At 61.7% G+C, this 24,427-nt stretch carries 20 protein-coding genes and 1 tRNA gene; 8 read left to right on the forward strand and 13 right to left on the reverse strand.

Features of this window, described 5'->3' with window-relative positions; all coding sequences use genetic code 11:
* Positions 1-11: 11 nt before the first annotated feature.
* From CKW29_RS09455 to CKW29_RS09505, 11 genes are all read right to left on the reverse strand, one after another.
* The gene (locus CKW29_RS09455) at positions 12-1,967 is read right to left on the reverse strand and encodes an acetoacetate--CoA ligase (protein ID WP_095143311.1); all 1,956 of its coding nucleotides are present in this window, start codon (positions 1,965-1,967) and stop codon (positions 12-14) included.
* A 118-nt stretch (positions 1,968-2,085) separates the two neighbouring features.
* Entirely contained in the window at positions 2,086-2,859 is a 774-nt protein-coding gene (gene hbdH / locus CKW29_RS09460; protein WP_095143312.1) for a 3-hydroxybutyrate dehydrogenase, read from the reverse strand.
* A gap of 7 nt (positions 2,860-2,866) precedes the next feature.
* The gene (locus tag CKW29_RS09465) at positions 2,867-4,258 is read right to left on the reverse strand and encodes a GntP family permease (protein WP_095143313.1); all 1,392 of its coding nucleotides are present in this window, start codon (positions 4,256-4,258) and stop codon (positions 2,867-2,869) included.
* A gap of 298 nt (positions 4,259-4,556) precedes the next feature.
* Positions 4,557-5,972, reverse strand: coding sequence for a sigma-54-dependent Fis family transcriptional regulator (locus CKW29_RS09470; protein ID WP_095143314.1), 1,416 nt, complete (start codon positions 5,970-5,972; stop codon positions 4,557-4,559).
* A 62-nt stretch (positions 5,973-6,034) separates the two neighbouring features.
* Entirely contained in the window at positions 6,035-7,615 is a 1,581-nt protein-coding gene (locus CKW29_RS09475; RefSeq protein ID WP_095143315.1) for an ABC transporter ATP-binding protein, read from the reverse strand.
* 53 nt (positions 7,616-7,668) lie between these two features.
* Complete coding sequence (locus tag CKW29_RS09480) at positions 7,669-8,691, reverse strand: ABC transporter permease (RefSeq protein WP_095143316.1); 1,023 nt, start codon at positions 8,689-8,691, stop codon at positions 7,669-7,671.
* A complete protein-coding gene (locus CKW29_RS09485; protein ID WP_095143317.1) occupies positions 8,691-9,749 on the reverse strand; it encodes a microcin C ABC transporter permease YejB in 1,059 nt (352 codons plus the stop codon). Before CKW29_RS09485 ends, CKW29_RS09480 begins: the two co-directional genes overlap by 1 nt.
* A complete protein-coding gene (locus tag CKW29_RS09490) occupies positions 9,749-11,617 on the reverse strand; it encodes an extracellular solute-binding protein (protein WP_095143318.1) in 1,869 nt (622 codons plus the stop codon). Before CKW29_RS09490 ends, CKW29_RS09485 begins: the two co-directional genes overlap by 1 nt.
* A 135-nt stretch (positions 11,618-11,752) precedes the next feature.
* Positions 11,753-12,034 carry a peptidylprolyl isomerase gene (locus CKW29_RS09495; RefSeq protein WP_095143319.1) on the reverse strand — a complete coding sequence of 94 codons (282 nt, stop codon included), beginning with the start codon at positions 12,032-12,034 and terminating at the stop codon, positions 11,753-11,755.
* Positions 12,035-12,160: 126 nt separating this feature from the next.
* Positions 12,161-13,042: a triacylglycerol lipase gene (locus tag CKW29_RS09500; RefSeq protein WP_095143320.1), complete on the reverse strand. Its 882-nt coding sequence runs from the start codon at positions 13,040-13,042 to the stop codon at positions 12,161-12,163.
* A gap of 204 nt (positions 13,043-13,246) precedes the next feature.
* Positions 13,247-14,332: a 3-deoxy-7-phosphoheptulonate synthase gene (locus CKW29_RS09505; protein ID WP_095143321.1), complete on the reverse strand. Its 1,086-nt coding sequence runs from the start codon at positions 14,330-14,332 to the stop codon at positions 13,247-13,249.
* Between the two features lie 626 nt (positions 14,333-14,958).
* On the opposite strand from CKW29_RS09505, the gene CKW29_RS09510 reads away from it, so the two are divergent.
* From CKW29_RS09510 to CKW29_RS09535, 6 genes are all read left to right on the forward strand, one after another.
* Positions 14,959-15,717 carry a carbon-nitrogen hydrolase family protein gene (locus tag CKW29_RS09510; RefSeq protein ID WP_095143322.1) on the forward strand — a complete coding sequence of 253 codons (759 nt, stop codon included), beginning with the start codon at positions 14,959-14,961 and terminating at the stop codon, positions 15,715-15,717.
* Positions 15,718-15,796: 79 nt separating this feature from the next.
* The gene (locus tag CKW29_RS09515; protein ID WP_095143323.1) at positions 15,797-16,162 is read left to right on the forward strand and encodes an N-acetyltransferase; all 366 of its coding nucleotides are present in this window, start codon (positions 15,797-15,799) and stop codon (positions 16,160-16,162) included.
* Positions 16,163-16,298: 136 nt separating this feature from the next.
* Positions 16,299-16,940 (forward strand): UvrY/SirA/GacA family response regulator transcription factor, encoded by a 642-nt coding sequence (uvrY, locus tag CKW29_RS09520; protein WP_071555134.1) that lies wholly within the window; start codon positions 16,299-16,301, stop codon positions 16,938-16,940.
* Between the two features lie 2 nt (positions 16,941-16,942).
* Entirely contained in the window at positions 16,943-18,766 is a 1,824-nt protein-coding gene (gene uvrC / locus CKW29_RS09525; protein WP_095143324.1) for an excinuclease ABC subunit UvrC, read from the forward strand.
* A gap of 32 nt (positions 18,767-18,798) precedes the next feature.
* Positions 18,799-19,359: a CDP-diacylglycerol--glycerol-3-phosphate 3-phosphatidyltransferase gene (gene pgsA, locus CKW29_RS09530; RefSeq protein ID WP_095143325.1), complete on the forward strand. Its 561-nt coding sequence runs from the start codon at positions 18,799-18,801 to the stop codon at positions 19,357-19,359.
* 63 nt (positions 19,360-19,422) lie between these two features.
* A tRNA-Gly gene (locus CKW29_RS09535) sits at positions 19,423-19,498 on the forward strand.
* A 158-nt stretch (positions 19,499-19,656) separates the two neighbouring features.
* Here the strand turns inward: CKW29_RS09535 and CKW29_RS09540 are convergent.
* Positions 19,657-21,396: a dipeptidase gene (locus CKW29_RS09540; RefSeq protein ID WP_095143326.1), complete on the reverse strand. Its 1,740-nt coding sequence runs from the start codon at positions 21,394-21,396 to the stop codon at positions 19,657-19,659.
* Between the two features lie 413 nt (positions 21,397-21,809).
* Between CKW29_RS09540 and CKW29_RS09545 the strand changes: the two genes are divergently transcribed.
* Positions 21,810-22,259: an antitoxin Xre/MbcA/ParS toxin-binding domain-containing protein gene (locus tag CKW29_RS09545; RefSeq protein WP_256584857.1), complete on the forward strand. Its 450-nt coding sequence runs from the start codon at positions 21,810-21,812 to the stop codon at positions 22,257-22,259.
* Entirely contained in the window at positions 22,256-22,744 is a 489-nt protein-coding gene (locus CKW29_RS09550; RefSeq protein WP_095143328.1) for an RES family NAD+ phosphorylase, read from the forward strand. Before CKW29_RS09545 ends, CKW29_RS09550 begins: the two co-directional genes overlap by 4 nt.
* A 184-nt stretch (positions 22,745-22,928) precedes the next feature.
* Here the strand turns inward: CKW29_RS09550 and mhpT are convergent, their stop codons facing one another.
* Positions 22,929-24,149 carry a 3-(3-hydroxy-phenyl)propionate transporter MhpT gene (gene mhpT / locus CKW29_RS09555; protein WP_095143329.1) on the reverse strand — a complete coding sequence of 407 codons (1,221 nt, stop codon included), beginning with the start codon at positions 24,147-24,149 and terminating at the stop codon, positions 22,929-22,931.
* Between the last annotated feature and the right edge of the window lie 278 nt (positions 24,150-24,427).

Below are 24,427 nucleotides of genomic sequence, written 5' to 3' on the forward strand. Positions count from 1 at the left end.
TGTTGGCAGCGTCACACCCGCAATTCCGGGCGATCACGAAACTGCTCCAGGGCTTCGGGGTTGGCCAGCGCGTCGGTGTTTTTCACCGGCTGCCCGTGCACGACGTTTTTCACCGCCAACTCGACCACCTTGCCACTGATGGTGCGCGGAATATCGTCGACCCTGAGGATTTTCGCCGGCACATGGCGAGGCGTGGTGTTGGCGCGGATGACCTGACGAATCTGCTGCTCCAGTGCTTCGTCCAGCTCCACGCCGTCACGCAGGCGCACGAACAGCACCACGCGCACGTCGTCCTGCCATTGCTGGCCGATGGCGACGCAATCGAGCACCTGGTGGACCTTTTCCACTTGCCGGTAGATTTCCGCGGTGCCGATCCGCACCCCGCCCGGGTTGAGCACCGCGTCGGAACGACCGTGGATCAACCAGCCACCGTGGGCAAGCTCTTCGGCGTAGTCGCCCTGGGCCCAGACACCGGGGAACTGGCTGAAATAGGACGCACGCAGCCTTTCCTGCTGCGGGTCATGCCAAAAGCCGATGGGCATCGCCGGGAAGTGTCGAGTGCAGACCAGTTCGCCTTTCTCGCCGATGACCCGCTGGCCGGCGTCGTTCCAGACCTCGATGGCCATGCCCAGGCCCTTGCCCTGCATTTCGCCCCGGCGCACTGGCAATACCGGGTTGCCGGCCACGAAGCAGGACACGATGTCCGTGCCGCCGGACATGGATGACAGGCACAGGTCGCTTTTGATCTCGCGATACACGTAGTCAAAGCTCTGCGGCGACAGCGCCGAACCTGTGCAGAGTACCGCCTTGAGACTGCCAAGGCGGTGACTCAGGCGCGGCTGGATGTCGTTGCTTTCCAGGGTGGCCAGGAACTTGGGGCTGGTGCCGAAAACGCTGATGGATTCCTCGTCGATCAGGTCGATCAGGCGTTGTGGTTGCGGGTGGAAGGGCGAGCCGTCGTACAGCACGATGCTGCTGCCGACCGCCAGGGCCGAGACCAGCCAGTTCCACATCATCCAGCCACAGGTGGTGTAGTAGAACAGCCGGTCGTCAGGGCCCAGGTCAACGTGCAGGCCGTGTTCCTTGACGTGTTGCAGCAACACGCCGCCGGCACTGTGGACGATGCATTTCGGCACGCCGGTGGTGCCGCTGGAGTAGAGGATGTACAGCGGATGGGCGAAGGGCACCGCGACGAACTCGGGCTCGCCACCGGCCTGATAAAAACCGTCCCACAGCGCTACCCGGGCCTGGGTCTTGTAGTCTCCGATGCGTGCCTCTGGCCGGGCGTACGGCACGATGATCAGATGCTGCAGCGACGGCAGGCGCTCAAGGATTTCGTTGACCTTGAGCGTCTGGTCGATGGTCTTGCCGGCATAGCGGTAGCCGGCGCAGGTGATCAGTACTTTCGGCTCGATCTGGCCGAAACGGTCGACCACGCCGTGGGTGCCGAAGTCCGGCGACGAACAGGACCAGATCGCGCCCAGGCTGGTGGTGGCCAGCATGCCGACCAGGGTCTGCCAGGTGTTGGGCATGCACGCCGCCACCCGGTCACCGAGGCCGACACCGGCTGCCTGCAGGTTTTTTTGCAGACCGGCCACATGCTGAGCGAGGTCGGCATAACTCAGTTGTTCGCGCTGGCCATCTTCGCCGAGGGCGATCACCGCCACGGCGCTGTCGCGACGACGCAGCAGGTGTTCGGCAAAGTTTAGCGTTGCGTCGGGAAACCATTGGGCATCGGGCATCTGCGCACCTTCACGCAACACCGCGCTGGGCGCCTGGCGGAAGGTGATCGCGAAGAAGTCGACAATGGCCTGCCAGAAGTCTGCACGCCGGTCGATGCTCCACTGGTGCAGGGCCGGGTAGTCGGCGAGGGCCAGGCGGTACTGCTGATTGCAGAAGCGCCGGAAGGCATCCATGCGGGTCTTGCCGATACGTTCGGCGCTGGGTTGCCAGAGTATGTCGGACATGATTGGCCTCTTGTTCTTATGACTGCACATGCGTTGCTTTCCCGGATCGTTCCCACGCTCCCGCGTTGGAGTGCCTCAGCGGACGGCGAGCGTGGAAACGATCGTCACGGGTTATATTTTACTGCGCCAACCACCCGCCATCGATGTTCCATGCCGCGCCGCGCACCTGGCTGCCGGCTTCGCTGCACAGGAACAACACCAGTTCTCCCAACTGCGGTGGGGTGACGAACGCCAGGGATGGCTGCTTCTCGGCCAGCAGGTCACGCTGCGCCTGCTGTGGGTCGATGCCGGTGGCGGCGCGGTCGTCGATCTGCTTCTGGACCAACGGAGTCAATACCCAGCCCGGGCAGATGGCATTGCAGGTGACATTGCTGGTAGCGGTTTCCAGGCCCACCACTTTGGTCAGGCCAATCACCCCATGCTTGGCGGCGACGTAAGCGGCCTTGCCCACCGAACCCACCTGGCCGTGCACCGAGGCGATGTTGACGATCCGCCCCCAGCCCTTGGCGCGCATGCCCGGCAGGCTCAGGCGGGTGCTGTGGAACACCGACGACAGGTTGATCGCGATGATCGAATCCCAGCGCTCCACGGGGAAGTCTTCCACGGTGGACACGTGCTGGATGCCGGCGTTGTTCACCAGAATGTCGACGCCGCCGAATTCCCGTTCGGCGTAGGCGATCATCTCGGCGATTTGCGCCGGGTCGCTGACGTCGGCGGGGTGATGGCCAACCTTGCCGCCGAACTGGCCGACCTCGGCGATCACCCCTGAGGCATCGCCGAAGCCGTTGAGGATCAGGTTGGCGCCAGCCTTGGCCAGACTCAGCGCAATGCCCAGCCCGATGCCGCTGGTGGAGCCGGTGACCAGTGCGGTTTTGCCCGAAAGAGTTGTCATGAGTGCCTCACACAATGCCGGTGGCATAGAAAGTAGCGATGACGACGAAGACCGCCAGCGTCTTGATCAGCGTAATACAGAAAATGTCTTTGTAAGCCTGGCGGTGGGTCAGGCCGGTCACCGCCAGCAGGGTGATCACCGCGCCATTGTGCGGCAGGGTGTCCATGCCGCCGCTGGCCATGGAGGCCACCCGGTGCAGCACTTCCAGCGGAATGTTTGCGGCATGGGCCGCGGCGATGAAGTCATTGGCCATGGCGGCCAGCGCGATGCTCATGCCGCCCGAGGCGGAGCCGGTGATGCCGGCCAACAAGGTCACGGTGATTGCTTCGTTGACCAGTGGGTTGGGAATGCTTTTGAGCCAGTCGGCCAGTACCAGGAAGCCTGGCAGGGAGGCGATGACCGCGCCGAAGCCGTACTCCGAGGCGGTGTTCATCGCCGCCAGCAAGGAGCCGCTGACCGCGCTTCTGCTGCCTTCGGCCAGTTTGCCGCGGATTGCCTGAAAGCCGAACGCCAGGACCATCAGGATGCCCACCAGCAACGCTGCCTGCACGGCCCAGATGGCGGTGAGCTTGGCGATTTCGGTGGTCACCGGCGCGGCCATGCCCGGCAGGCTCAGGCTATGGGTCTTGCCGTACCACTGGGGAATCCAGTGGGTGAACAGCAGGTTCATGAGGCCCACCGCCAGCAGCGGTGACAGGGCGAGCCAGGGGTTGGGCAGCTTGAGGTCTTCGGCGGTTTCCGGCTCGTTGCGCAGGTCGGAGCCATAGCCTTCACCGTTGCGCTGGGCCTTGTTGCGCTGGCGCTGGAGGAACAGCATGCCGGCGCAGAACACGAAAATCGTGCCGATCACACCCAGCCAGGGCGCGGCCCAGGCGGTGGTGTTGAAGAAGGTACTGGGGATGATGTTCTGGATTTGCGGGGTGCCAGGCAAGGCATCCATGGTGAACGAAAAGGCGCCGAGGGCGATGGTCGCCGGGATCAGCCGCTTCGGGATGTTGCTCTGGCGGAACATCTCCGCGGCAAACGGATACACCGCGAACACCACCACAAACAGGGAGACGCCGCCGTAGGTGAGCAGGGCGCAGACCAGCACAATCACCAGCATGGCCTGGCGGGTGCCGAGCAGGCGAATGGCCGCCGCCACGATCGAGCGCGAGAAACCCGACAGCTCGATCAACTTGCCGAACACCGCGCCGAGCAGGAACACCGGGAAATACAGTTTGATGAAACCGACCATTTTCTCCATGAACACCCCGGTGAAGGCAGGCGCAACGGCGGAAGGGTCGGTGAGCAGTACCGCGCCAAGGGCGGCAATCGGAGCGAAGAGGATAACGCTGTAGCCACGGTAAGCAGCGAGCATCAGCAGCGCGAGGGCTGCCAAGGCAATGATCACACTCATGGTGTGTCTCCTGGGATTGTTATTTTTTTTGGGTGTAGCAGGTGTGAAAGGCGCTATAGCGGGTTTTGTGCCATGTTTTTAAGCTGTTGATTTGTAAGGGAAATAAACCTGATTGGAGATGTTTTATTTATTTTTGTCTCTGATCCGAGACAGGTGGGGTGTTCGAACCCTTGGTGCAGGCCAGCCCTCTGCGACCGGAGCTTCATTGATTTTGCTTGGGGGAGGGCGTGGAGTGGGCCGCCCGCGATGAGCGCGGGGCGCTGAAACAAGCAGTCCCGTTTTATAGACTCAAGTCTCGTTATTGAGACTCGGCAACCCCCAATGCCAGCATTTTCTTGTACAGCGTCGAACGTCCCAGCCCCAGGCGTGCCGCCGCGTCGGTCACCTTACCGCCGCATTGCGCCAGCGTGCTTTCAATCAATTGGCGGTCAAACCGCTCGCGGGCGGCGCTGAAGGTTTCATGGGCAAGTGGCGCAGTCGCCGCCAGGGCAGTGCGTGGCACGGGAACCAGGCCACCGATTGCGGCGCGGATTTCGTCGGCATCCAGGATCAGGTCATCGCTGAGCAGCGCCGCCCGTTCCAGCACGTTGCGCAGTTCGCGAATATTGCCTGGCCAGGCGTGTTGCCCCAGTAGCGCCAAGGCCTGCTGGTCGAGTTCATGCTGGCTGCGCAGTTCTTCGAGAATGGCTTCGCTCAGGGCCGGCAGGTCGTCGAGACGCTCGCGCAGTGGCGGTACCTGAATCGGCAGGACATTGAGGCGGTAATACAGGTCGGCGCGGAACTCACCGCGCTTGATCGCCGCCTCAAGGTCGGTGGAGGTCGCGGCGATGACCCGCACATCGCTCTGGATCATTTCGTTGGAGCCCACCGGTTCGAATTCCTTCTCCTGCAATACCCGCAGCAGTTTGCTTTGCAGTGGCAGTGGCATGTCGCCGATTTCGTCGAGAAACAGGGTACCGCCCTGGGCGATCTGCAATTTGCCGGAGCGGCCCTTGCGGTCGGCACCCGTGAAGGCACCGGGGGCGGTGCCGAAAAACTCGGCCTCCAGCAGGGCCTCGGGAATGGCCGCGCTGTTGATGCTGACAAAGGCTTTGTGGGCCCGTGGCGAGGCGCTGTGAATGGCCTGGGCCAGCAATTCCTTGCCGGTGCCGGTTTCGCCCAGCAGCAATACCGGTGACTCGGTGCTGGCGCTGCGGCGGGCGCGGCGCTTGACTTCCAGGCTGGCGGCGCTGGTGCCGATGAAGTGGGCGAAGGTGTACTTGGCCTGGCGAGCACGCAGCAACGAACGGGTGGAGGCCAGCTCTTGCTGCATGCTCAGATAGCGCTTGAGCATCGGCGACAGGCTGCGCAACTCATCGAACAGGGCAAAGCCGATGGCGCCGATCACCGCCCCGGCATCGTCGTGAATCGGCAGGCGCATCACCACCAGCGGCTCCTTGGACGTGTCCTGCATGTCCAGCAAGATCGGGCGGCCAGTGCGTACCACTTCACGCAACAGGCTGCCGGGGATCACGCTTTCACAGGGTTTGCCGATGGCCACCGCGGCCGACTCCAGGCCGAAGCGCCGGGCATAGCGCTCGTTCATCCAGACGATGTTCGCATCACCGTCGACGATGACCGTGCCTTCGCTGGACTGCTCGATGATTTCGAACAACGAGCGGATCGCCAGCAGGCGTACACGCTGGTAGTCCTTGAGGCTGTCGGTGGTGTTCATGGTTTCATTTCCTGACTGTGTATCGTCCATGCGCGCGAAGGCCATGATGGGGTCTGGCGCGATTATGCCCAGCCTGGGTGGGCGGCCGCCAACAGCTCTTTGGTATAGGGGTGTCGGGGCGCATCGAACACCTCATGGCTGGCGCCGCGCTCTACGACTTTGCCGTCCTTGATCACGATCATGTCGTGGGCCAGGGCGCGCACCACCGACAGGTCATGACTGATGAACAGGTAGGTCAGGCCGTGTTTTTCCTGGAGTTGGCGGAGCAGGGCGACCACCTGCTTTTGCACCGTGCGGTCCAGGGCCGAGGTGGGCTCGTCGAGCAGGATCAGCGCCGGTTTCAACACCAGCGCCCGGGCAATGGCGATGCGTTGGCGCTGGCCGCCGGAGAATTCGTGGGGGTAGCGGTGACGGCTTTGCGGGTCCAGGCCCACTTCCTCGAGGGCCTGGATCACCTGGGCCTCGCATTCGGCGGCGGTGGACTGGCTGTGGACTTCCAGTCCTTCGCTGATGATCTGCGCCACGGACATGCGCGGGCTGAGGCTGCCAAACGGATCCTGGAACACCACCTGCATTTTTTTGCGCCACGGCCGAAGCTGCTTCTGGTTCAGACGGTCCAGGGCCTCGCCCTGAAAGCGAATGCTGCCCTCGGAGTCCAGCAGGCGCAGGATCGCCTGGCCCAGTGTGGATTTGCCCGAACCGGACTCGCCGACGATGCCCAGGGTCTTGCCCCGTTGAATGCTCAGGCTGATGCCATCCACGGCGTGCAACCAGGTCTTGCGTTTGAACAGGCCACCGCCCAGCGGGAAGCGTACGCTCAGGTCGTCGACCTCCAGCACCGCTTCGCGTTCGTCCCGTGGCAAGGCTTCACCTTCGGGTTCCGCATTCAGCAGCACGCAGCTGTAGGGGTGCTGCGGTGCATTGAACAGACGCTCGCAATCGGCCTGTTCGACGATCTCGCCGGCGCGCATCACGCACACTCGCTGCGCGATGCTGCGCACCAGGTTCAGGTCGTGACTGATCAACAGCAACGACATGCCCAGGCGTTGTTGCAGCGACTTGAGCAGCAGCAGAATCTTGCGTTGCACGGTCACGTCCAGCGCGGTGGTCGGCTCGTCGGCGATCAGCAGCTCGGGCTCGCAAGCCAGGGCCATGGCGATCATCACCCGTTGTCGCTGGCCGCCAGAGAGTTGGTGCGGGTAGGCCTTGAGGCGTTCTTCGGGTTTCTGGATGCCCACCAGGTCCAGCAGTTCGAGAATGCGTTTTTGTGCCGCTTTGCCCCCCAGTCCCTTGTGCACCAGCAGGGTCTCGCCGATCTGCTTTTCGATGCTGTGCAGCGGATTGAGGGAAGTCATCGGCTCCTGGAAGATCATCGCGATGCGATCGCCCCGCAGCGAGCGCAGGGTGCCACTGTCGGCGCCCATCAATTCCTGGCCTCGGTAGCGAATACTGCCGGACGACTCGGTGCCGCACTCGGGCAGCAGTTGCAGGATCGAGTGGGCGGTCACCGATTTGCCCGAGCCGGACTCGCCCACCAGCGCCAGGCACTCGCCGGGACGGATGTCCAGGCACAGGTTGCGCACCGCCGCCTGACCACTGAAGGCCACGTTGAGGTCACGGATTTCGATCAGGTTGTCGCTCATATCAACAGTCCGCTGAAAAATGGTGGATCAAGATCGCGGATCAAGATCGTGGATCAAGATCGCGGATCAAACGCATCGCGCAATGCTTCGCCGATGAACACCAGTAACGAAAGAATCAACGCCAGGGTGAAAAACGCCGTCAGCCCCAGCCACGGTGCTTGCAGGTTCTGTTTGCCTTGGCCGATCAACTCGCCCAGCGACGCACTGCCGGCGGGCATGCCGAAGCCGAGGAAGTCGAGGGCGGTGAGGGTCGAGATGGCGCCGGTGAGAATGAACGGCAGGTAGCTCAGGGTGGCGTTCATGGCGTTCGGCAGGATGTGCCGCACGATCACTTTGCGATCCGTCAGGCCCAGGGCGCGTGCGGCCTTGACGTATTCCAGGTTGCGCCCGCGCAGGAACTCGGCGCGCACCACGTCCACCAGCGCCAGCCAGGAAAACAGCGCCATGATCCCCAGCAGCCACCAGAAGTTCGGCTCGACGAAGCCCGACAGGATGATCAGCAGGTACAGCACCGGCAACCCCGACCACACCTCCAGCAAGCGCTGGCCAAGCAGGTCGACCCAGCCGCCGTAGTAACCCTGCAAGGCACCGGCGGCGACACCGATTAGCGCGCTGATGAAGGTCAGGGCCAGGGCGAACAGGATCGACACCCGCGCCCCGAAGATCACCCGCGCCAGCACGTCGCGCGCCTGGTCATCGGTCCCCAGCCAGTTGACGGTCGAGGGTGGGCTCGGCGCCGGTTGGTTGAGGTCGTAGTTCGGTGTGTCGTCACTGAACGGGACCAGCGGGAACAGCATCCAGCCGCCGTCCTGTTTGATCAGTTTCTGCACGTAGTCACTGCGGTAGTCGGCCTGGAACGGCAGTTGCCCGCCGAACTCCTGCTCGGTGTAGCGCTTGAACGCCGGGAAGTACAACGTGTCCTGATAACTGAGCACCAGCGGTTTGTCGTTGGCAATCAACTCGCCGCCGAGGGTCAGCAGGAACAGGCCGATGAACAGCCACAGCGACCACCAGCCACGACGGTTCTTCTTGAAGCGCTCGAAACGACGGCGCGCCAGGGGCGAGAGCTTGAGCATCAGGCGTTCCTCGCGGCGAAGTCGATGCGCGGGTCGACCAGGGTGTAGCACAGGTCGCCGATGAGTTTTATCAGCAAGCCGAAGAGGGTGAAGATGAACAGCGAGCCGAATACCACCGGGTAGTCCCGGGATACGGCCGCTTCGTAGCTCATGCGCCCCAGGCCGTCGAGGGAGAAGATCACCTCGATCAACAAGGAGCCTGCGAAGAACACGCTGATGAAGGCCTGGGGAATGCCCGACACCACCAGTAGCATGGCATTGCGAAACACGTGGCCATAGAGCACCCGGCGCTCGCTCAGGCCCTTGGCGCGAGCGGTCACCACGTACTGGCGGGTGATTTCATTGAGAAACGAGTTTTTGGTCAGGATGGTCAGGGTGGCGAAACCGCCCACCACCAGCGCGGTCACGGGCAGCACCAGGTGCCAGAAGTAGTCGGTGATTTTGCCCAGTGTCGACAACTGGTCGAAGTTCTCCGACACCAGGCCGCGCACCGGGAACCAGTTCAGCGAGGTGCCGCCGGCAAACACCACGATCAGGAACATGGCAAACAGAAAGGCCGGCATCGCATAGCCGATGATGATCGCGGTGCTGGTCCAGACATCAAAGTGGCTGCCGTGATGCACCGCCTTGCGGATGCCCAGGGGGATCGACACCAGGTAGGTGATCAGGGTCGCCCACAGTCCCAGGGAAATGGTCACCGGCATCTTTTCCAGGATCAGGTCGGTCACCGTGGCGCCGCGAAAGAAGCTTTTGCCAAAGTCCAGGCGGGCATAGCTCTTGAGCATCAGCCACAGGCGCTCCACGGCGGGCTTGTCGAAACCGTACTGTTTCTCGATGTCCTTGATCAGTTGCGGGTCCAGGCCTCGGCTGGCCCGTGAGCCATGGCTCACGGCGTCGCCGGTAGCACCGGGGCCGGCACCGCCGATCCCTTGCAAGTGGGCGATGGCCTGCTCGACCGGGCCTCCGGGCGCGGCCTGCACGATCACGAAATTGACCAGCAGGATGATCACCAGGGTGGGAATGATCAGCAGCAAGCGGCGAATGATGTAAGCCAGCATCAATGGGGCCCTCCGGGTTGACTACGCCTGATGCGTTCGGCGGCCATCTGCTCATTGGTCAGCGGGGTCCGGCTCACTTCCCACCAGCTTTCGATGGCGTCGTCATTGCTCGCCTGTACCGCCGGCATGCCAAAACGGTTCCACCAGACCGTCGAGGTGCCGGGCGGGTAGTAGTTGGGAATCCAGTAGTAGTTCCATTGCAATACCCGGTCCAGGGCGCGGGCATGGTGCAGCATGTCGACCTGGGTGGTGGCCTTGACCAGGCCGCTGATCAAGGTGTCGACAGCGGGGTTCTTCAGTGCCATGTAATTGTTGGAGCCTGGGTCGGTGGCCGCCGCCGAACCGAAATAGTTGAACAGTTCGCCCCCGGGGGAGGTGGTGACCGGGAAACCGGTGACGATCATGTCGTAGTCGCGACTCATCAGGCGATTGACGTATTGCGACGAGTCGATCAGGCGGATGTTCAGGCTGATGCCGATTTGCGCCAGGGTGCGCTTGTAGGGCAGCAGCAAGCGGTCCATGCCGTTCTGGCTGATCAGAAAGGTAAAGGCCAGCGGCTCGCCTTCGGCGTTGACCAATTGGTCGCCTTCGGCTTTCCAGCCAGCCTGTTCGAGCAGGGCCAGGGCCTGCAGTTGCTTGTCGCGGATCAGGCCGCTGCCATCGGTCTTCGGTGCTTCGAACACCTGGGTGAAGACTTCATCGGGAATCTGCCCGCGCAGGGGTTCGAGAATCGCCCGCTCACCGGCATCCGGCAACTGCCTGGCGGCCAGCTCAGTGTTGGAAAAAAAGCTCTGCTGGCGGATGTACAGGTCGCGCATCATCTGCCGGTTGCTCCACTCGAAGTCCCAGAGCATTGCCAATGCCTGGCGCACGCGGCGGTCCTTGAACAGGGGATTTTGCAGGTTGAACACAAAGCCCTGGGACGGTTGCGGCGCCTGCCTGGCGAGGTGGGCTTTTTGCAGGCGGCCGTCGCTCAACGCCGGGCTGTCATAGCCGATGGAGTAGCCGGTGGCGGAGAACTCGCGGTTGTAGTCATAGGCGCCCCCGCGCAGGACCTGGCGGGCGACGTCAGTGTCGCCGAAGTACTCGATGCTGAAGTGGTCGAAATTGTACAGGCCACGGCTGACGGGCAGGTCCTTGCCCCACCAGTCGGCGTTGCGTTCGAAGGTAATGCTGCGCCCGGAGTCAATCTTGCTCACGCGGTACGGGCCGCTGCCCAGCGGGGCTTCGTAGCCGCCGCCGTTGGCGAAGTCGCGGGTTTTCCACCAGTGCTCGGGAAACACCGGCAAGGTGGCGATGTCCAGCGGCAAGGTGCGGTTTTCGTTGTTCTTGAAATCGAAGCGCAGGGTGCGCGGCGATTCGACTTCGACGCCTTTGACGTCGGCGAATTGTGTGCGGTAGCGCAGGCTGCCCTGGGTCATCAGCAGGTCGAAGGTGTAGCGCACATCCTCGGCGGTAATGGGCGTGCCATCGGCGAAGCGCGCCTTGGGGTTCAGGTAGAAGCGCAACCACAAGCCATCGTCGGCGCGCTCCATCTTTTCCGCGACCAGCCCGTACACGGTGTAGGGCTCATCCAGTGAGCGCTGAGCCAGGGGCGAATAAATCATCCCGTCGAGCTGGGACACGCCAATGCCTTTGTCGATGTACGGCAAGACGTGGTCGAAACGCCCGATTTCGATGGCCGAGCGCCGCATGCTGCCACCCTTGGGCGCCTGCGGGTTGGCGTAGGCGAAATGACTGAAGTTGGCGGGGTACCTGGCCGGTTCGCCGTAGACGGTCAAGGCGTGTTGAGGCGCCGCGTTCACGACGCCAGCACTCAAGAGCAAGGCCAGAACCGTGAAAATCAATGAGGGGAAAGCCAGTCGCATTGTCAGCCTTGAGCGCCGGGTGATCGGTGGTTCAATTTGTACGCTAGCTGTGCGTGACTCGCCAGCCAATCTCATTCGTTACATGCGCAACGGCCCACCAAAAGGCGGGCCGTTGTTTAACGCATTCGCAGGTGATCAGTCCTGACGGCTGGTCACTTCCAGCAGGTGGTAGCCGAACTGGGTCTTGACCGGGCCCTGTACGGTGTTGACCGGTGCGCTGAAGACCACGGTGTCGAATTCCTTGACCATCTGGCCTGGACCGAACGAACCCAGGTCACCGCCCTGGCGGCTGGAAGGGCAAGTGGAGTTGGTTTTGGCAACTTCAGCGAAATCAGCGCCGGCTTCGATCTGCGCCTTGAGTTCGTTGCACTTGGCTTCGCTGGCAACCAGGATGTGACGGGCAGTGGCTTTGGCCATGGGGAAATCTCCAATCTATGTTCAATAAAGTGCTGAGCCTACCGGATTCAGTGGTCTATTTCTTGTCAATCTGGTGATTGATTCGGTGTCGCCTTGCCGTCGGTCGAAAACCAACGCTCGATCCCCTCAGAGGCCGATGCGTTTCAGGCGTTCGGCGTGCTCCACGTACAACCCCACCGGGTCGACGCCAGTGCGCACCAGACCTGCCGTCTGGTTGATGCTGTCCATGTGGTCCATGGGATGGTCGGAGCGCAGGACCGTGCCCAGGTGCGAACTGTAGCGTCCGACCATGCCATCGTTCTGCTGCGCCTCGCGGGTGAAGAAACCGGAAAAGCCGCGACAGAAGACGTGCAGCGGATCAAGGGCATTGATCCCTTCAGCTAGCAGATTGCCCTGCAGTATGCCGCTCCAGGAATAGTAGCGAACACCATTGACCTGCTCATCCCCCTGGCCGCCCCAGGTATCTGGCAGACCCTGCGGGTATTTGGCATTGAAGGCGGCAACCCCTTCAGTGGTCAGCGCGTTGAGCGCGGTCAGGGCGTTCTGCGGGATGTTCGGTTGGCCACTGGCAAAACGCAGGAACTCGACAAACAAGGTCGAGGCGGCCACGGCAATCTGTTCGGGCAAGCGTCCCGGGGTCAAGGCCTTGCGCAGGCAGTCGGCCAGTTCCGAGCCGTGGTTCGGCCCGCTGACCGAGGTCACCGAGGCGACCTGCTGCGGCACGGTGGCTGCTGCATAGCGTGCCGCCAGTGCGCCCTGGCTATGGCCGATCAGGTTGACCTTGCTTGCACCGGTGCCTGTCAGCACCCGCTCGATCTGGGCCAGCAATTGCTGGCCACGGACTTCATTGCTGTGAGTGGCCGAGAGGTAGGGGATGTACACGTGGGCGCCAGCGTTCCTGAGCGCCTGCCGGATACCGTGGAACATTTCGAGTTTGCCGATGCGGTTGAATCCGAAGAGACCGTGGACCAGCATGATGGGGTATTGCGTGTCTGCATTCCGTTGCATACGCGTGCCTCTATTCCGTAAGTTCGGGAGGGATGTTCACGGCCTCACTCTAATGCAGGTGAGTAGCGGATCGATGTACGAAAAAGCCGCTATCCGTTGTTGAAAGCGGAATTTAACTACAAGGAAAAATCAGGAGTGAAGGCACTGCTCGCAGCGTCCGCCGTTACGCAATGGTCGGCGCAACGGCAGTCGAGCGAGGTCGCTTCAGGCGCTCGCCGGGTGGCCGGATTCACGCAGCCTCAGGCTGGCACTGCGCAGCAACTGCTCGGTCGCGTCCCAGCCCAGGCAGCCGTCCGTCACCGACACGCCGTAGCGCAGCGACGGGCTCAAGGGCTGGCAGCCTTCGAACAGGTGGCCTTCGATCATCATGCCGATCAGTGCGCGATTGCCGTTCAGGCGTTGCTCAAGCACGTCATTGAATACCACCGGTTGGCGCAAAGGGTCCTTGCCACTGTTGGCGTGGCTGCAATCGACCATGATGCGCGAGGCCATTTTCAGCGTCTGCAGGTCCGCCTGCAGGTGCGCGACATTCTGGCGGTCGTAGTTGGGGCCGCGGTGGCCGCCGCGCAGTACCAGGTGAGTGTCGGGGTTGCCCTGGGTCTGAATGATTGCCGGGTGCCCCTGGCTGTCGACGCCGAAGTGCCGGTGCGGATGAGCGGCCGAGCGCATGGCATCGGTGGCCACGCCAACGCCGCCGTCGGTACCATTCTTGAAGCCGACCGGGATGCCCAGGCCGCTGGCCATTTCCCGATGGATCTGCGATTCGGTGGTGCGTGCGCCGATGGCGACCCAGCTGAGCAGGTCGTCGAAGTAGCTGGCGGCCATGGGTTGCAGCAGTTCAGTGGCGATGGGCAAGCCCAGGCGCAGCATTTCACGCATCAACTCGCGCGAGAGCGTCAGGCCACCGACCATGTCGTCACTGCCGTCCAGGCGGGGGTCGTAGGCCAGGCCTTTCCAGCCGACCGTGGTGCGGGGTTTTTCGACGTAGGCGCGCATCACGATGAGCATTTCACCGCTGACGTCGGTGGCGAGTCGGGCGAGCTTTTCAGCGTATTCCAGGGCTGATTGCGGATCGTGGATGGAGCAGGGGCCGACGACGACCAGCAGACGGCTGTCTTCACCTTGCAAAATGGCGCGGACCGCTTGGCGGTGGGCGGCGACTTGCGCCGTCAGGGCATTGTTCAGTGGCAATTGCTGTTTGAGTTGCAATGAGCTGGGCAGGCGCTGGGTCAGCGTTTCATTGGCAGGGCTCAGGGTGGACAGCGGCAGAGCAGAGAGGGATGCGTTCATGTTCGGGCTTCCTGGGCTGGCGGCGGGTTCTGTCCCGCGCGCTCGGCCCTACTGGGGTGTTCGACAATTGGCCGGATTGGCCTGGCGTGTGTGCTTGCCACCGGTGGGTGACCGATCGGAGGCGGCAGGCTGTCCCGATCGGAGGCTGGTAAATCGCCAGGCGGAAAAACTGTCGTAACGGTAATAAGTGGCGTAGTTCATGTCGTAATTCCTTGAAGTCAGTGATGTCGCTAAAAAGGTGTGGCGCTAAAAAACAAAACCCCCGGTCGGGAGGCCGACCGGGGGTTGAGAACTCTCTGGCAGGCGACCCCTTGAGTAGTGGCCGCCGTGTGGGTATCAGGCGCGCCAGTGGCTAAACCAATACCCAAAATAAAAGCTTGCCGGCGCACAGACGTGATTCACCCGGGCAGCCGCAACCGAGCGCTGGGCGCTGGCGAGATGAAGCTGTGAAGGGGAATGCAACATGATCTGTCTCCGATGAATGCGCCGAGCTTACTTGAGGCGGGCACGCAGATTCAATCAGAAATTACTATCGATCCAACGTCCTGTCGCTATGGCTTAAGTCGCGCAACGCTTTGTGACAGACTCGGGGTTTGCCACGTGACACTTTTCCAGGGAAAGCAGGGATGACAACGCTGACTATCGCCGCGGCTCAATCGATCTCCATGGCCGGAGATCTCCAGGCCAATATTGCGCGGCATCAACACTTGATCCAGGCCGCTGCCGAGCACGGCGTGCAACTGCTGGTGTTTCCCGAACTGTCACTGACCGGCTATGAGCGCGGGCTGGCGGCGGAACTGGCGATCGCCCCGCACTCCACGGTGTTGCAACCGCTGCGCGATCTGGCGCGGGAAGTGGGGGTGACGGCGGTGGTGGGCATGCCGATCCGGTTGTCGGTCGATGGGCCGGTACTGATCGGTGCGCTGGTGCTGGCGGCCGATGGCTCCCTGGGGGTCTACAGCAAGCAGCATTTGCACCCCGGCGAAGAGGTGGCGTTTGCGCCGGGCTCGGGTGGCTCGCTGCTGACCATGGCTGACGATCGGGTCGCGCTGGCGGTCTGTGCCGATTTTTCCCATGCCAGTCATGCCGCCGAGGCGGCGAACAACGGTGCGAACATTTATGCCGCCGGGGTGTTGATCACCCCGGGCGGCTATGGGGCCGATGCCGCACAGCTCCAGGGCTATGCGGGCGAGCATTCGATGGTGGTGCTGATGGCCAATCACGGCGGTGCAACCGGTGGCTGGGAGTCGGCGGGGCGCAGTGCTATCTGGGCGGCGGACGGTTCGCTGCTTGCGGCGGACCCGGGTGTCGGCGAGTCATTGGTGATTGCGCGCCGAACGGCGGGTCTGTGGAGCGGGGCGGTGGTTCCGGTGCACAGTGCCTGAGCCGGCGGCAAGGGGGCTGGCGCTGCGGTTGGCCACGGCGCAGCATTTGCCTTTTGCGAGAGACCTGACGCGGCGGTCCATGCTTGCCTATTACATCCGTCATGACCTGCTTTGGCTCGATGAGGCCTTCGATGTCGCCTGGACCGGCCGGGAAAACTGGCTGATTTGCCAGGATTCAGCGGTGCTGGGGTTTGCCAGCCTGAGTCGCGATTCGAAGGCGCTGTACGTCCGCGAGTTGCACGTTGTCGAGGCATCGCGCGGGCAGGGCATCGGTACCTGGGCGCTGGGTCAGGTTTTTTCCAGGGCTTGCCAGGAGTCACGTCCAGCGCTGCGCCTGACGGTGTTCGAGGACAACCCGGCGCAGGCGCTTTACTTGCGCCTGGGACTGCAGCAAGTCGGGCGGGATGCCTGCTTCCTGAGGATGGAGCGCCGATGCCTGCGCTGAAATGTCTGCAAGGCCCTTAACTCAAGCCTTCCAAGATGTATTGAAACTGTTTAAATAACAGCTTGCTGCTAGGTCTGGCGGATCCTTTTTGCTAAGGTGTTCGGCAATCAATAAGAACATATCGCGGGGTGTCTGCTTGATTAGGGTGCTAGTAGTCGATGACCATGATCTCGTTCGTACAGGTATTACACGAATGCTGGCTGACATCGATGGCCTGCAAGTAGTCGGCCAAGCAGAGTCGGGGGAGGAATCCCTGCTCAAGGCGCGTGAGCTGAAACCCGATGTGGTCCTGATGGACGTCAAGATGCCTGGCATCGGTGGCCTTGAAGCCACCCGCAAGCTGTTGCGCAGCCATCCGGACATCAAGGTCGTGGCAGTGACCGTGTGCGAGGAAGACCCTTTTCCTACGCGGCTGTTGCAAGCCGGCGCGGCGGGTTACCTGACCAAGGGCGCCGGCCTCAATGAAATGGTGCAGGCGATTCGCCTGGTATTCGCCGGCCAGCGCTACATCAGCCCGCAGATTGCCCAGCAACTGGCCATCAAGTCGTTCCAGCCCAGCAATGATTCGCCCTTCGATGCGCTGTCGGAGCGGGAAATCCAGATCGCCCTGATGATTGTCGGCTGCCAGAAGGTCCAGATCATTTCCGACAAACTTTGCCTGTCACCCAAGACCGTGAATACCTATCGCTATCGCATTTTCGAAAAGCTTTCGATCAGCAGTGATGTTGAGCTGACACTGTTGGCGGTGCGTCACGGCATGGTCGACGCCAGCCTCTGACAATGACCGAGCCGTTTGATCCCAGCGCCTTTCTCTCGACCTGCAGTGGGCGCCCGGGTGTGTATCGCATATTCGACAGCGATGCGCGCCTGCTTTACGTGGGCAAAGCCAAGAACCTGAAGAAGCGCCTGGCGAGTTACTTCCGCAAGACTGGCCTGGCGCCCAAGACCGCCGCGCTGGTTGGTCGTATCGCCCAGGTCGAAACCACCATCACCGCCAATGAAACCGAAGCGCTGCTGCTCGAGCAGACGCTGATCAAGGAATGGCGGCCGCCCTATAACATCCTGCTGCGGGACGACAAGTCCTACCCCTATGTCTTCCTGTCGGACGGCGCATTTGCGCGCCTGAGCATTCATCGCGGGGCGAAAAAGGCCAAGGGCAAGTATTTCGGGCCTTACCCCAGCGCGGGGGCCATTCGTGAAAGCCTCAGCCTGCTGCAAAAGACCTTCTTCGTTCGCCAGTGTGAAGACAGCTACTACAAGAACCGTACGCGGCCTTGCTTGCAGTATCAGATCAAGCGCTGCAAGGCACCCTGTGTCGGCCTGGTGACGCCCGAAGCCTATGCCGAGGATGTGCGGCACTCGGTGATGTTCCTCGAGGGCCGCAGCAACGCGCTCGCGGACGAACTGTCGGCGGGGATGGAGCAGGCGGCCAGTACCCTGGACTTCGAACGGGCGGCCGAACTGCGTGACCAGATCGCCTTGCTGCGCCGGGTGCAGGACCAGCAGAGCATGGAAGGTGGCACGGGTGACGTCGACGTGGTGGCGGCGTTCACCAACCCGGGAGGCGCCTGCGTGCACCTGATCAGTGTGCGTGGTGGCCGGGTACTGGGCAGCAAGAACTTTTTCCCGCAGGTGGGTATTGAAGAAGACGTGGCCGAGGTCATGGCGGCGTTTCTTGGACAGTATTACATCAGCAGTCCCGAGCGGGACTTGCCGAGCGAGCTGATCGTCAACGTGGTCCATGACGACTTCCCGACCCTGATCGAGGCCATTCATGGGCTGCGCGGTCGCGAATTGACCATCAGCCACAGGGTACGCGGTACCCGGGCGCGCTGGCAGCAGTTGGCGGTGACCAATGCCGAGCAGGCCCTGGGCGCGCGCTTGGCCAATCGTCAGCATGTGGCCGAACGGTTCGAGGCCCTGGCACAAGTGCTCGACCTCGATGAACCGCCCCAGCGGCTGGAGTGCTATGACATCAGTCACTCCAGCGGTGAAGCAACAGTGGCTTCCTGCGTGGTGTTCGGCCCGGAAGGGCCGTTGAAGTCCGACTACCGTCGCTACAATATCGAAGGCGTCACGCCAGGGGACGATTACGCGGCGATGCACCAGGCGCTGACCCGACGCTTCAGCAAACTCAAGGACGGCGAGGGCAAGTTGCCGGACATTTTGCTGGTGGACGGCGGCAAGGGCCAGTTGTCGATGGCCCGCGATGTGCTCAATGAACTGGCCGTTCCCGACCTGATTCTGCTGGGCGTGGCCAAGGGCGCCACCCGCAAGGCCGGATTCGAAACGCTCTACCTGAATGACGCCGCCCACGAATTTACCTTGCGCGGGGATTCGCCGGCGTTGCATCTTATCCAGCAGATCCGCGACGAAGCCCACCGCTTTGCGATCACCGGGCACCGGGCGCGACGCGGGAAAACCCGCCGTACCTCAACGCTGGAAGGGATCGCGGGAGTAGGGCCGACCCGGCGCCGGGACCTGTTGAAACATTTTGGTGGATTGCAGGAGCTGTCTCGTGCAAGCATCGACGAGATCGCTAAAGCACCTGGGATCAGTAAAAAGCTTGCAGAGTTGATTTATGCAAACCTGCACAGCGAGTAGAATGCCAACTCACCTCGTAGCCAGTTGTGCCGATGAATATCCCTAATCTGATCACCGTTCTGCGCGTCCTGCTTATCCCGATCTTCATTCTGCTGTTCTATTTGCCGTATCACTGGAGCTACATCGCCTCGAGTTCAGTCTTCGCATTTGCTGCCGCGACCGACTGGCTGGACGGTTATCTGGCCCGTCGGCTGGAGCAGAGCACACCGTTCGGGGCGTTTCTCGACCCGGTGGCAGACAAGCTGATGGTCGCCGTGGCCCTGGTGTTGCTGGTACAGGAACATGCCAACCTGTGGCTGACACTCCCCGCAGCCGTCATCATTGGCCGCGAAATCGTCATCTCCGCCCTGAGGGAGTGGATGGCCGAGCTGGGAGCACGGGCACAAGTCGCCGTGTCGAACCTGGGCAAATGGAAAACCGCCGCGCAAATGCTGGCGCTGGTGATCCTGTTGGCCAACCCGTCGGACTTCAGTTTCTGGGTACTGGTGGGCTATGTCTTGCTGATGGTATCGGCAGGCCTGACCTTGTGGTCCATGGTGCAGTACCTGAGCGCCGCCTGGCCGCATCTGAAAACCGATGTGGAAAAGAAATAAAAGTTTTTTGAATCAAGGGGTTGACGCGTAATCTATTTTCTATAGAATACGCCACACCAAGACGCGGGAATAGCTCAGTTGGTAGAGCACGACCTTGCCAAGGTCGGGGTCGCGAGTTCGAGTCTCGTTTCCCGCTCCAAATATACAAAAACGCCACTCAATAGAGTGGCGTTTTTGTTTGTGCGCGATTTGTAGGCATCAGCCTGCAAATTTCAGTTATCACCGTTCTCCAGGTATTAGACGAGAGCAAATCGATCAAAGAGATGGACCCGCCACAACAGCGGGTCCGAAGGTGGATCAGAGTGTCGGCAACTGCCCGATGCGGCCCATCATCTCGGTCACGATCTGCAGGTCGAGCATGAACTGTTCGACGGTCTTGAACTCGTTGTCGTTGTGGCCGGTGTATTTGACGTCAGGCATGGCCAAGCCGAACTGCACGCCGTTGGGCAACTCATGGACCGAGGTGGCGCCGGCAGAGGTGCCAAACGTGTGTTCCATGCCAAGGTTTTCGCTGGCCACGGTAAGCAGGGCCTTGACCCATTCACCCTTGGGGTTGCGGTACATCGGCTCGGCGATCGAGTAGTCGAAGGCCGGTGCGATGTGGGTCTTCTTGCTCCAGGCGCCAAGCTTTTCGGCGATTTCGGCCTTGAGCGCTTCTGGGGACTTGCCTTTCGGCACGCGCAGGTTGACCGCGAGCTGGAAGGCGTTGTCATCCATTCCGACATAGGTCAGGGACGTGGTCAGCGGCCCCATGAAGGCATCGGAAAAACCGACCCCCAATTTCCCGCCCAGGTAGTCCAGCCCCCAGTTGTCGGCGGCATAACGGGCGGCGTCGGTAATGTGGTTGTGCTTGAGCGCGACCTTGCCGTCGAGGCTGTTGATGAAGTCCAGCATCCTGGCCACCGGGTTGACGCCTGACTCGGGCTCGGAGGAGTGGGCGGAAACGCCGGTGACCGTGAGTTTGACGTCCTTGCCGACGACCTTGGCGCTTACCTCGAAGTTGCCGCCATTGCGCTGGGCATAATCAGTACCGGCCTGCTGCAGGCTGGCGGCCAGTTCGGCGGGCTTGTCAGTCACCAGGGTGGCGACCGACGTCGACGGAATCTGGTTGGTTGCCAGGCCGCCCGTCATCGAGGTGATTTCGGCGCCTTTACCCTCTGCGGTACGTCGGGCAAAGCTTGCCATGACGGTGCCGTAGCCTTTCTCGGCAATCACCACCGGGTAGCCGCCATCCAGCGCCAGGTTGTAGTTGGGTGTCGGGTTGCGTTCGAAGTAATAGGGGATGGCGTCGCCGGTGGTTTCCTCGGTGGTGTCGACCAGCAGCTTGAAGTTCCGAGCCAGCGGCAGCTTCTCTTCCTTGATGATTTTCATGGCGTAGAGCGTCACCACGATGCCGTTCTTGTCATCCTCGGTGCCCCGGCCATACAGGCGGTCGCCGACCAGGGTGACCTTGAACGGATCGAGTCGGGTGCCGTCTTTCAGGACCCAGTTCTCCGGGGTCACGGGCACCACATCGGCATGGGCGTGAATGCCCACGACTTCATTGCCGCTGCCTTCGAGGGAGATTTCATAGACGCGGTTGTCGACGTTGCGAAAGTTCAGGTCGAAGGCCTGGGCAAGGCCCTTGAGCTTGTCGGCGATCTTGATGAATTCTGGATTCTCGTGCTGGGCAACGCCGTCCACGCGCACGGTCGGGATTGCCACCAGTTCGCGCAGGGTCTGGGTGGCAGCCGTGCCGTACTTCACCCGTGCATAGAGGCCCAGCAGGCGATGGATCTCGTTCTGTTGTTCGGGGGAAAGGGTCTTGTTGCCCTGGAAGGCACTGATTGCCGGGCCGAGGTCGTCGGTTTTGGCCAGGTCGCTCTTGGCCAGGCGTTCCAGGAACTGCCTGAAATCCGTTACCGATACGTCATTGAAGGTCTTGAGGATGGCCGCGCTCTGTTGCGGGGTGATGTTGGCGTGCGCTGACGTGGTGAACGACGACAGGCTGGCGAGCATCAGGGTGGTCGCGGCCAGGTGCTTGAGTGAAAAATCCATTGCTGGGGGCATTCCTTTGCAGGCAGTGAGTGAGAAGTGTCTGATCGATGAAACAAAACATTTCAAAACTAACACCGGGAGGGAGCGGTACGGGAGTCCCTGAAGTGGGATCTGTCGCACAGAAATGCAAAAGCGACGCAGAAACGAAAAAGTCCCCCCTTCGGGAAGAAAACACATCCTGTGTTCCAAAGGGTGGGTCACTAGAGGCGAGTCTCGTTTCCTGGGGCAATTTGCCCGGGCGTGGTGATGACAGAGCTGTTCCAGGAGTGGTACACGCCAAATCGGACAAACCGAACTCCCCCAAATACGACATTTGGCGCTATCCTTACGTCAAATGTCGCATGGAGGTAATCGGTATGTCCGTAGCAAATCAAGTCGACAAGCCGACCGTCAAATCCAGGGCAAAGGCAGCCATGACGGGGGCAACGAAGGTCGCCAGAAAGCCTACCGAGGTGCTGTTACATGGCCGCAAGGGTGATACGCGCATGTTGATCATCCGGTACACGCAGGAAGGTTTTAACCTGAGCGACGTCAGGGACATGCTTTCCACTTCGGATCTGTACATGGAGCAGGGGCTGGTTCAGCGCATCACAGGGAAGTCCATCAGAACGGTCCAGCGCTTGGCGAAAGAAACCAAGCCGGTACGGCTGAATCAGCAGCAGAGTACTGTCGCCTTCCAGTACGCGCAGGCCCTGGAGCACGCCACCACCGTGTTTGGCAGTCAGCAGTTGGCCGAGGACTGGCTGAAGAAACCTTGCAAGTACCTCGACGGCCATGTCCCGCTGGAGCTCATCGACAACTCGTTGGGTTTCCAGGTGGTAGAGGACTACCTGGCCCGGATTGAACACGGGGTCTACCAATGAATCCTTTGCCCTGGGACGGGAGGTGGCACGCATGGCGCCTTGACCGCGAAGTCTACAAAGATACGTGGGACAGTGGCATTGGTGCGCAACGATCCGGTGGTCGATGGAATCCTCCCGGCCGCCGGGTTATCTACGCTTCGGCCGACCCGTCCACAGCCATCCTGGAGGTCGCGACCCACCTGGGCTTTGATGCCCTCGACAGGGTGCCTCATGTGCTGACGCGCTTCGAAGTGCTGGATCCGGGACTCATCAAGGTTGTTCAACCTCAGGACGTGCCGAACCCGAACTGGCTCATCCCGTCTCAACCCTCGCCCAATCAGCAACAGTTTGCTGATGAGTTGCTGGCCCGGCATCCCTTCGTGCTCATCCCTTCTGCAGTGACTCGTCATTCGTGGAATCTCCTGGTCAGCTGCGACTTGGCCGAGGATCAATTCAAGCTTGTCACTCAGGAGCGCTTTGGTCTGGACACCCGTTTGATCAAGTAAAGGTTGCCTGGCCGGTGAGTACTCAGCCGTCGCCGTTCTTCCGAGTCAATCTGCTTGAGGGGGGAGCGCAACAAGCTTCGTCGTTCAGGTAGCGTCGCCCTTCAGCGCCGTAAGGTATCGCGCGACTGGGCGCGCGATCTCTGTGCAGGCAGGGCGGCGCTTCAGGGCCGAGGTACAGACAGGCTCAAGACTTGGCCGTCGTCAGTCCGGGCTCGGTCAGCGGTGCCGCACGGGCAATGACGCTGATGATGGTCAATGCTGCGATCACCAGCCCCGGTGAGGTTGCCAGCAGTACCCCGGCAGTGCCGGCACCGGCCGCCAGGATCTGCCCCGCGGCCAAGGGCCCGGCCACTGAGCCCAGGCGACCGATGGCCACGGCTGCGCCGACCCCGGTGGCACGCACCAGGGTCGGGTAGGACGGCGGTGCGAGGGCGTACAGCACCAGTTGCGCAGCCATCACAAACAGCCCCGCGGCAAACCCGGCGATGCCCATGGGCACGATGCCCACCGACAGGCCGACCCCGGTCAGCGCCGCCAGCAATCCGGCATAGATAAACAGCACCACCTTGATGCTGTTGCAGCGATCCAGCAGCAGCCCGCCGAGCAGCGAGCCGAGGGCGCCGCCGATGTTGAACAGCATCTGCACCAGGCCGGCCTGGGGTTTGGTGAAACCTTGTTCCAGCAGCAGCGACGGCAGCCAGTTGAGCAGCATGTACATCACCGTCAAGGTGAAAAAGTAGCTCAGCCACAAGGCCAGCGTGACGCGGGCCCGGCCTTCGCCGAACAGGGCCCGGCCGGTGGAGGTGTGCGCCACGCGGGCGTTGCCTTGTTGCAAGCGAAAGGCGCTGGACTCGGGCAGCAGCAGGATCATCAGTGGCACCACCAGCAAGGGCGCGAGGCCGCCGATGATGAAGGTCGCCTGCCAGTGATCGGTGAACAGCATGGCAACCACCGCTGCCAGGGCGCCACCCAGCGGCACGCCGGCATACATGATGCTGATGGCGGTGCCGCGGCGTTGCTCGCCCACCGCCTCGGCACACAGGGCGATCAGGTTGGGCAGGGCGGCGCCCAGGCCCAGGCCGGTCATGAAGCGCGCCAGCAGCAGGCTGGAGAAGCTACCGACGTAGGCAGTGCTGAGGGAGAACACGCCGAACAGCAGCACGGCACCGATCAGGATTTTCTTGCGGCCGATGCGATCGGCGATCCAGCCACCGAAGAACGCGCCGGGCAGCAGGCCGATGATGCCGGCACTGAACACCCAGCCCATCATTTTCGGGTCCAGGGCAAAGGTCTGGCGCAGGCCCGCGGCGGCAGTGCCGGCGGCTTGCAGGTCGAAGCCTTCGATCAGTGCAACGATAAAACACAGGGCAATGGTCAACGTCGTGCGACGTGATGGGGTGTCCATGGCGAACCTCATTATTGTTTTTGTTGGGGCTGACAGGTGAAGCAAGCAGGCCCGCATCAGGCGATGGTGGGCTGGAATTAAGATTAACAAATATAACTAAAAAATGAACGACCCAGAGTATTGCCTGAAAAAGTAGATAAATTACTTTTAAATCAACTGGATGGCATGCGGAGACAAGCTTGTCTTTAAAATAGATAACAATATTAATGTTCGATTATCGGTCACTGCGGATTGACGCCAGCCCTCGGCTGTTTCCATTCTCTGGCCGCAGACTCCCG

The sequence above is a fragment of the Pseudomonas sp. Irchel s3a18 genome (genome assembly GCF_900187535.1).
GTDB lineage: Bacteria > Pseudomonadota > Gammaproteobacteria > Pseudomonadales > Pseudomonadaceae > Aquipseudomonas.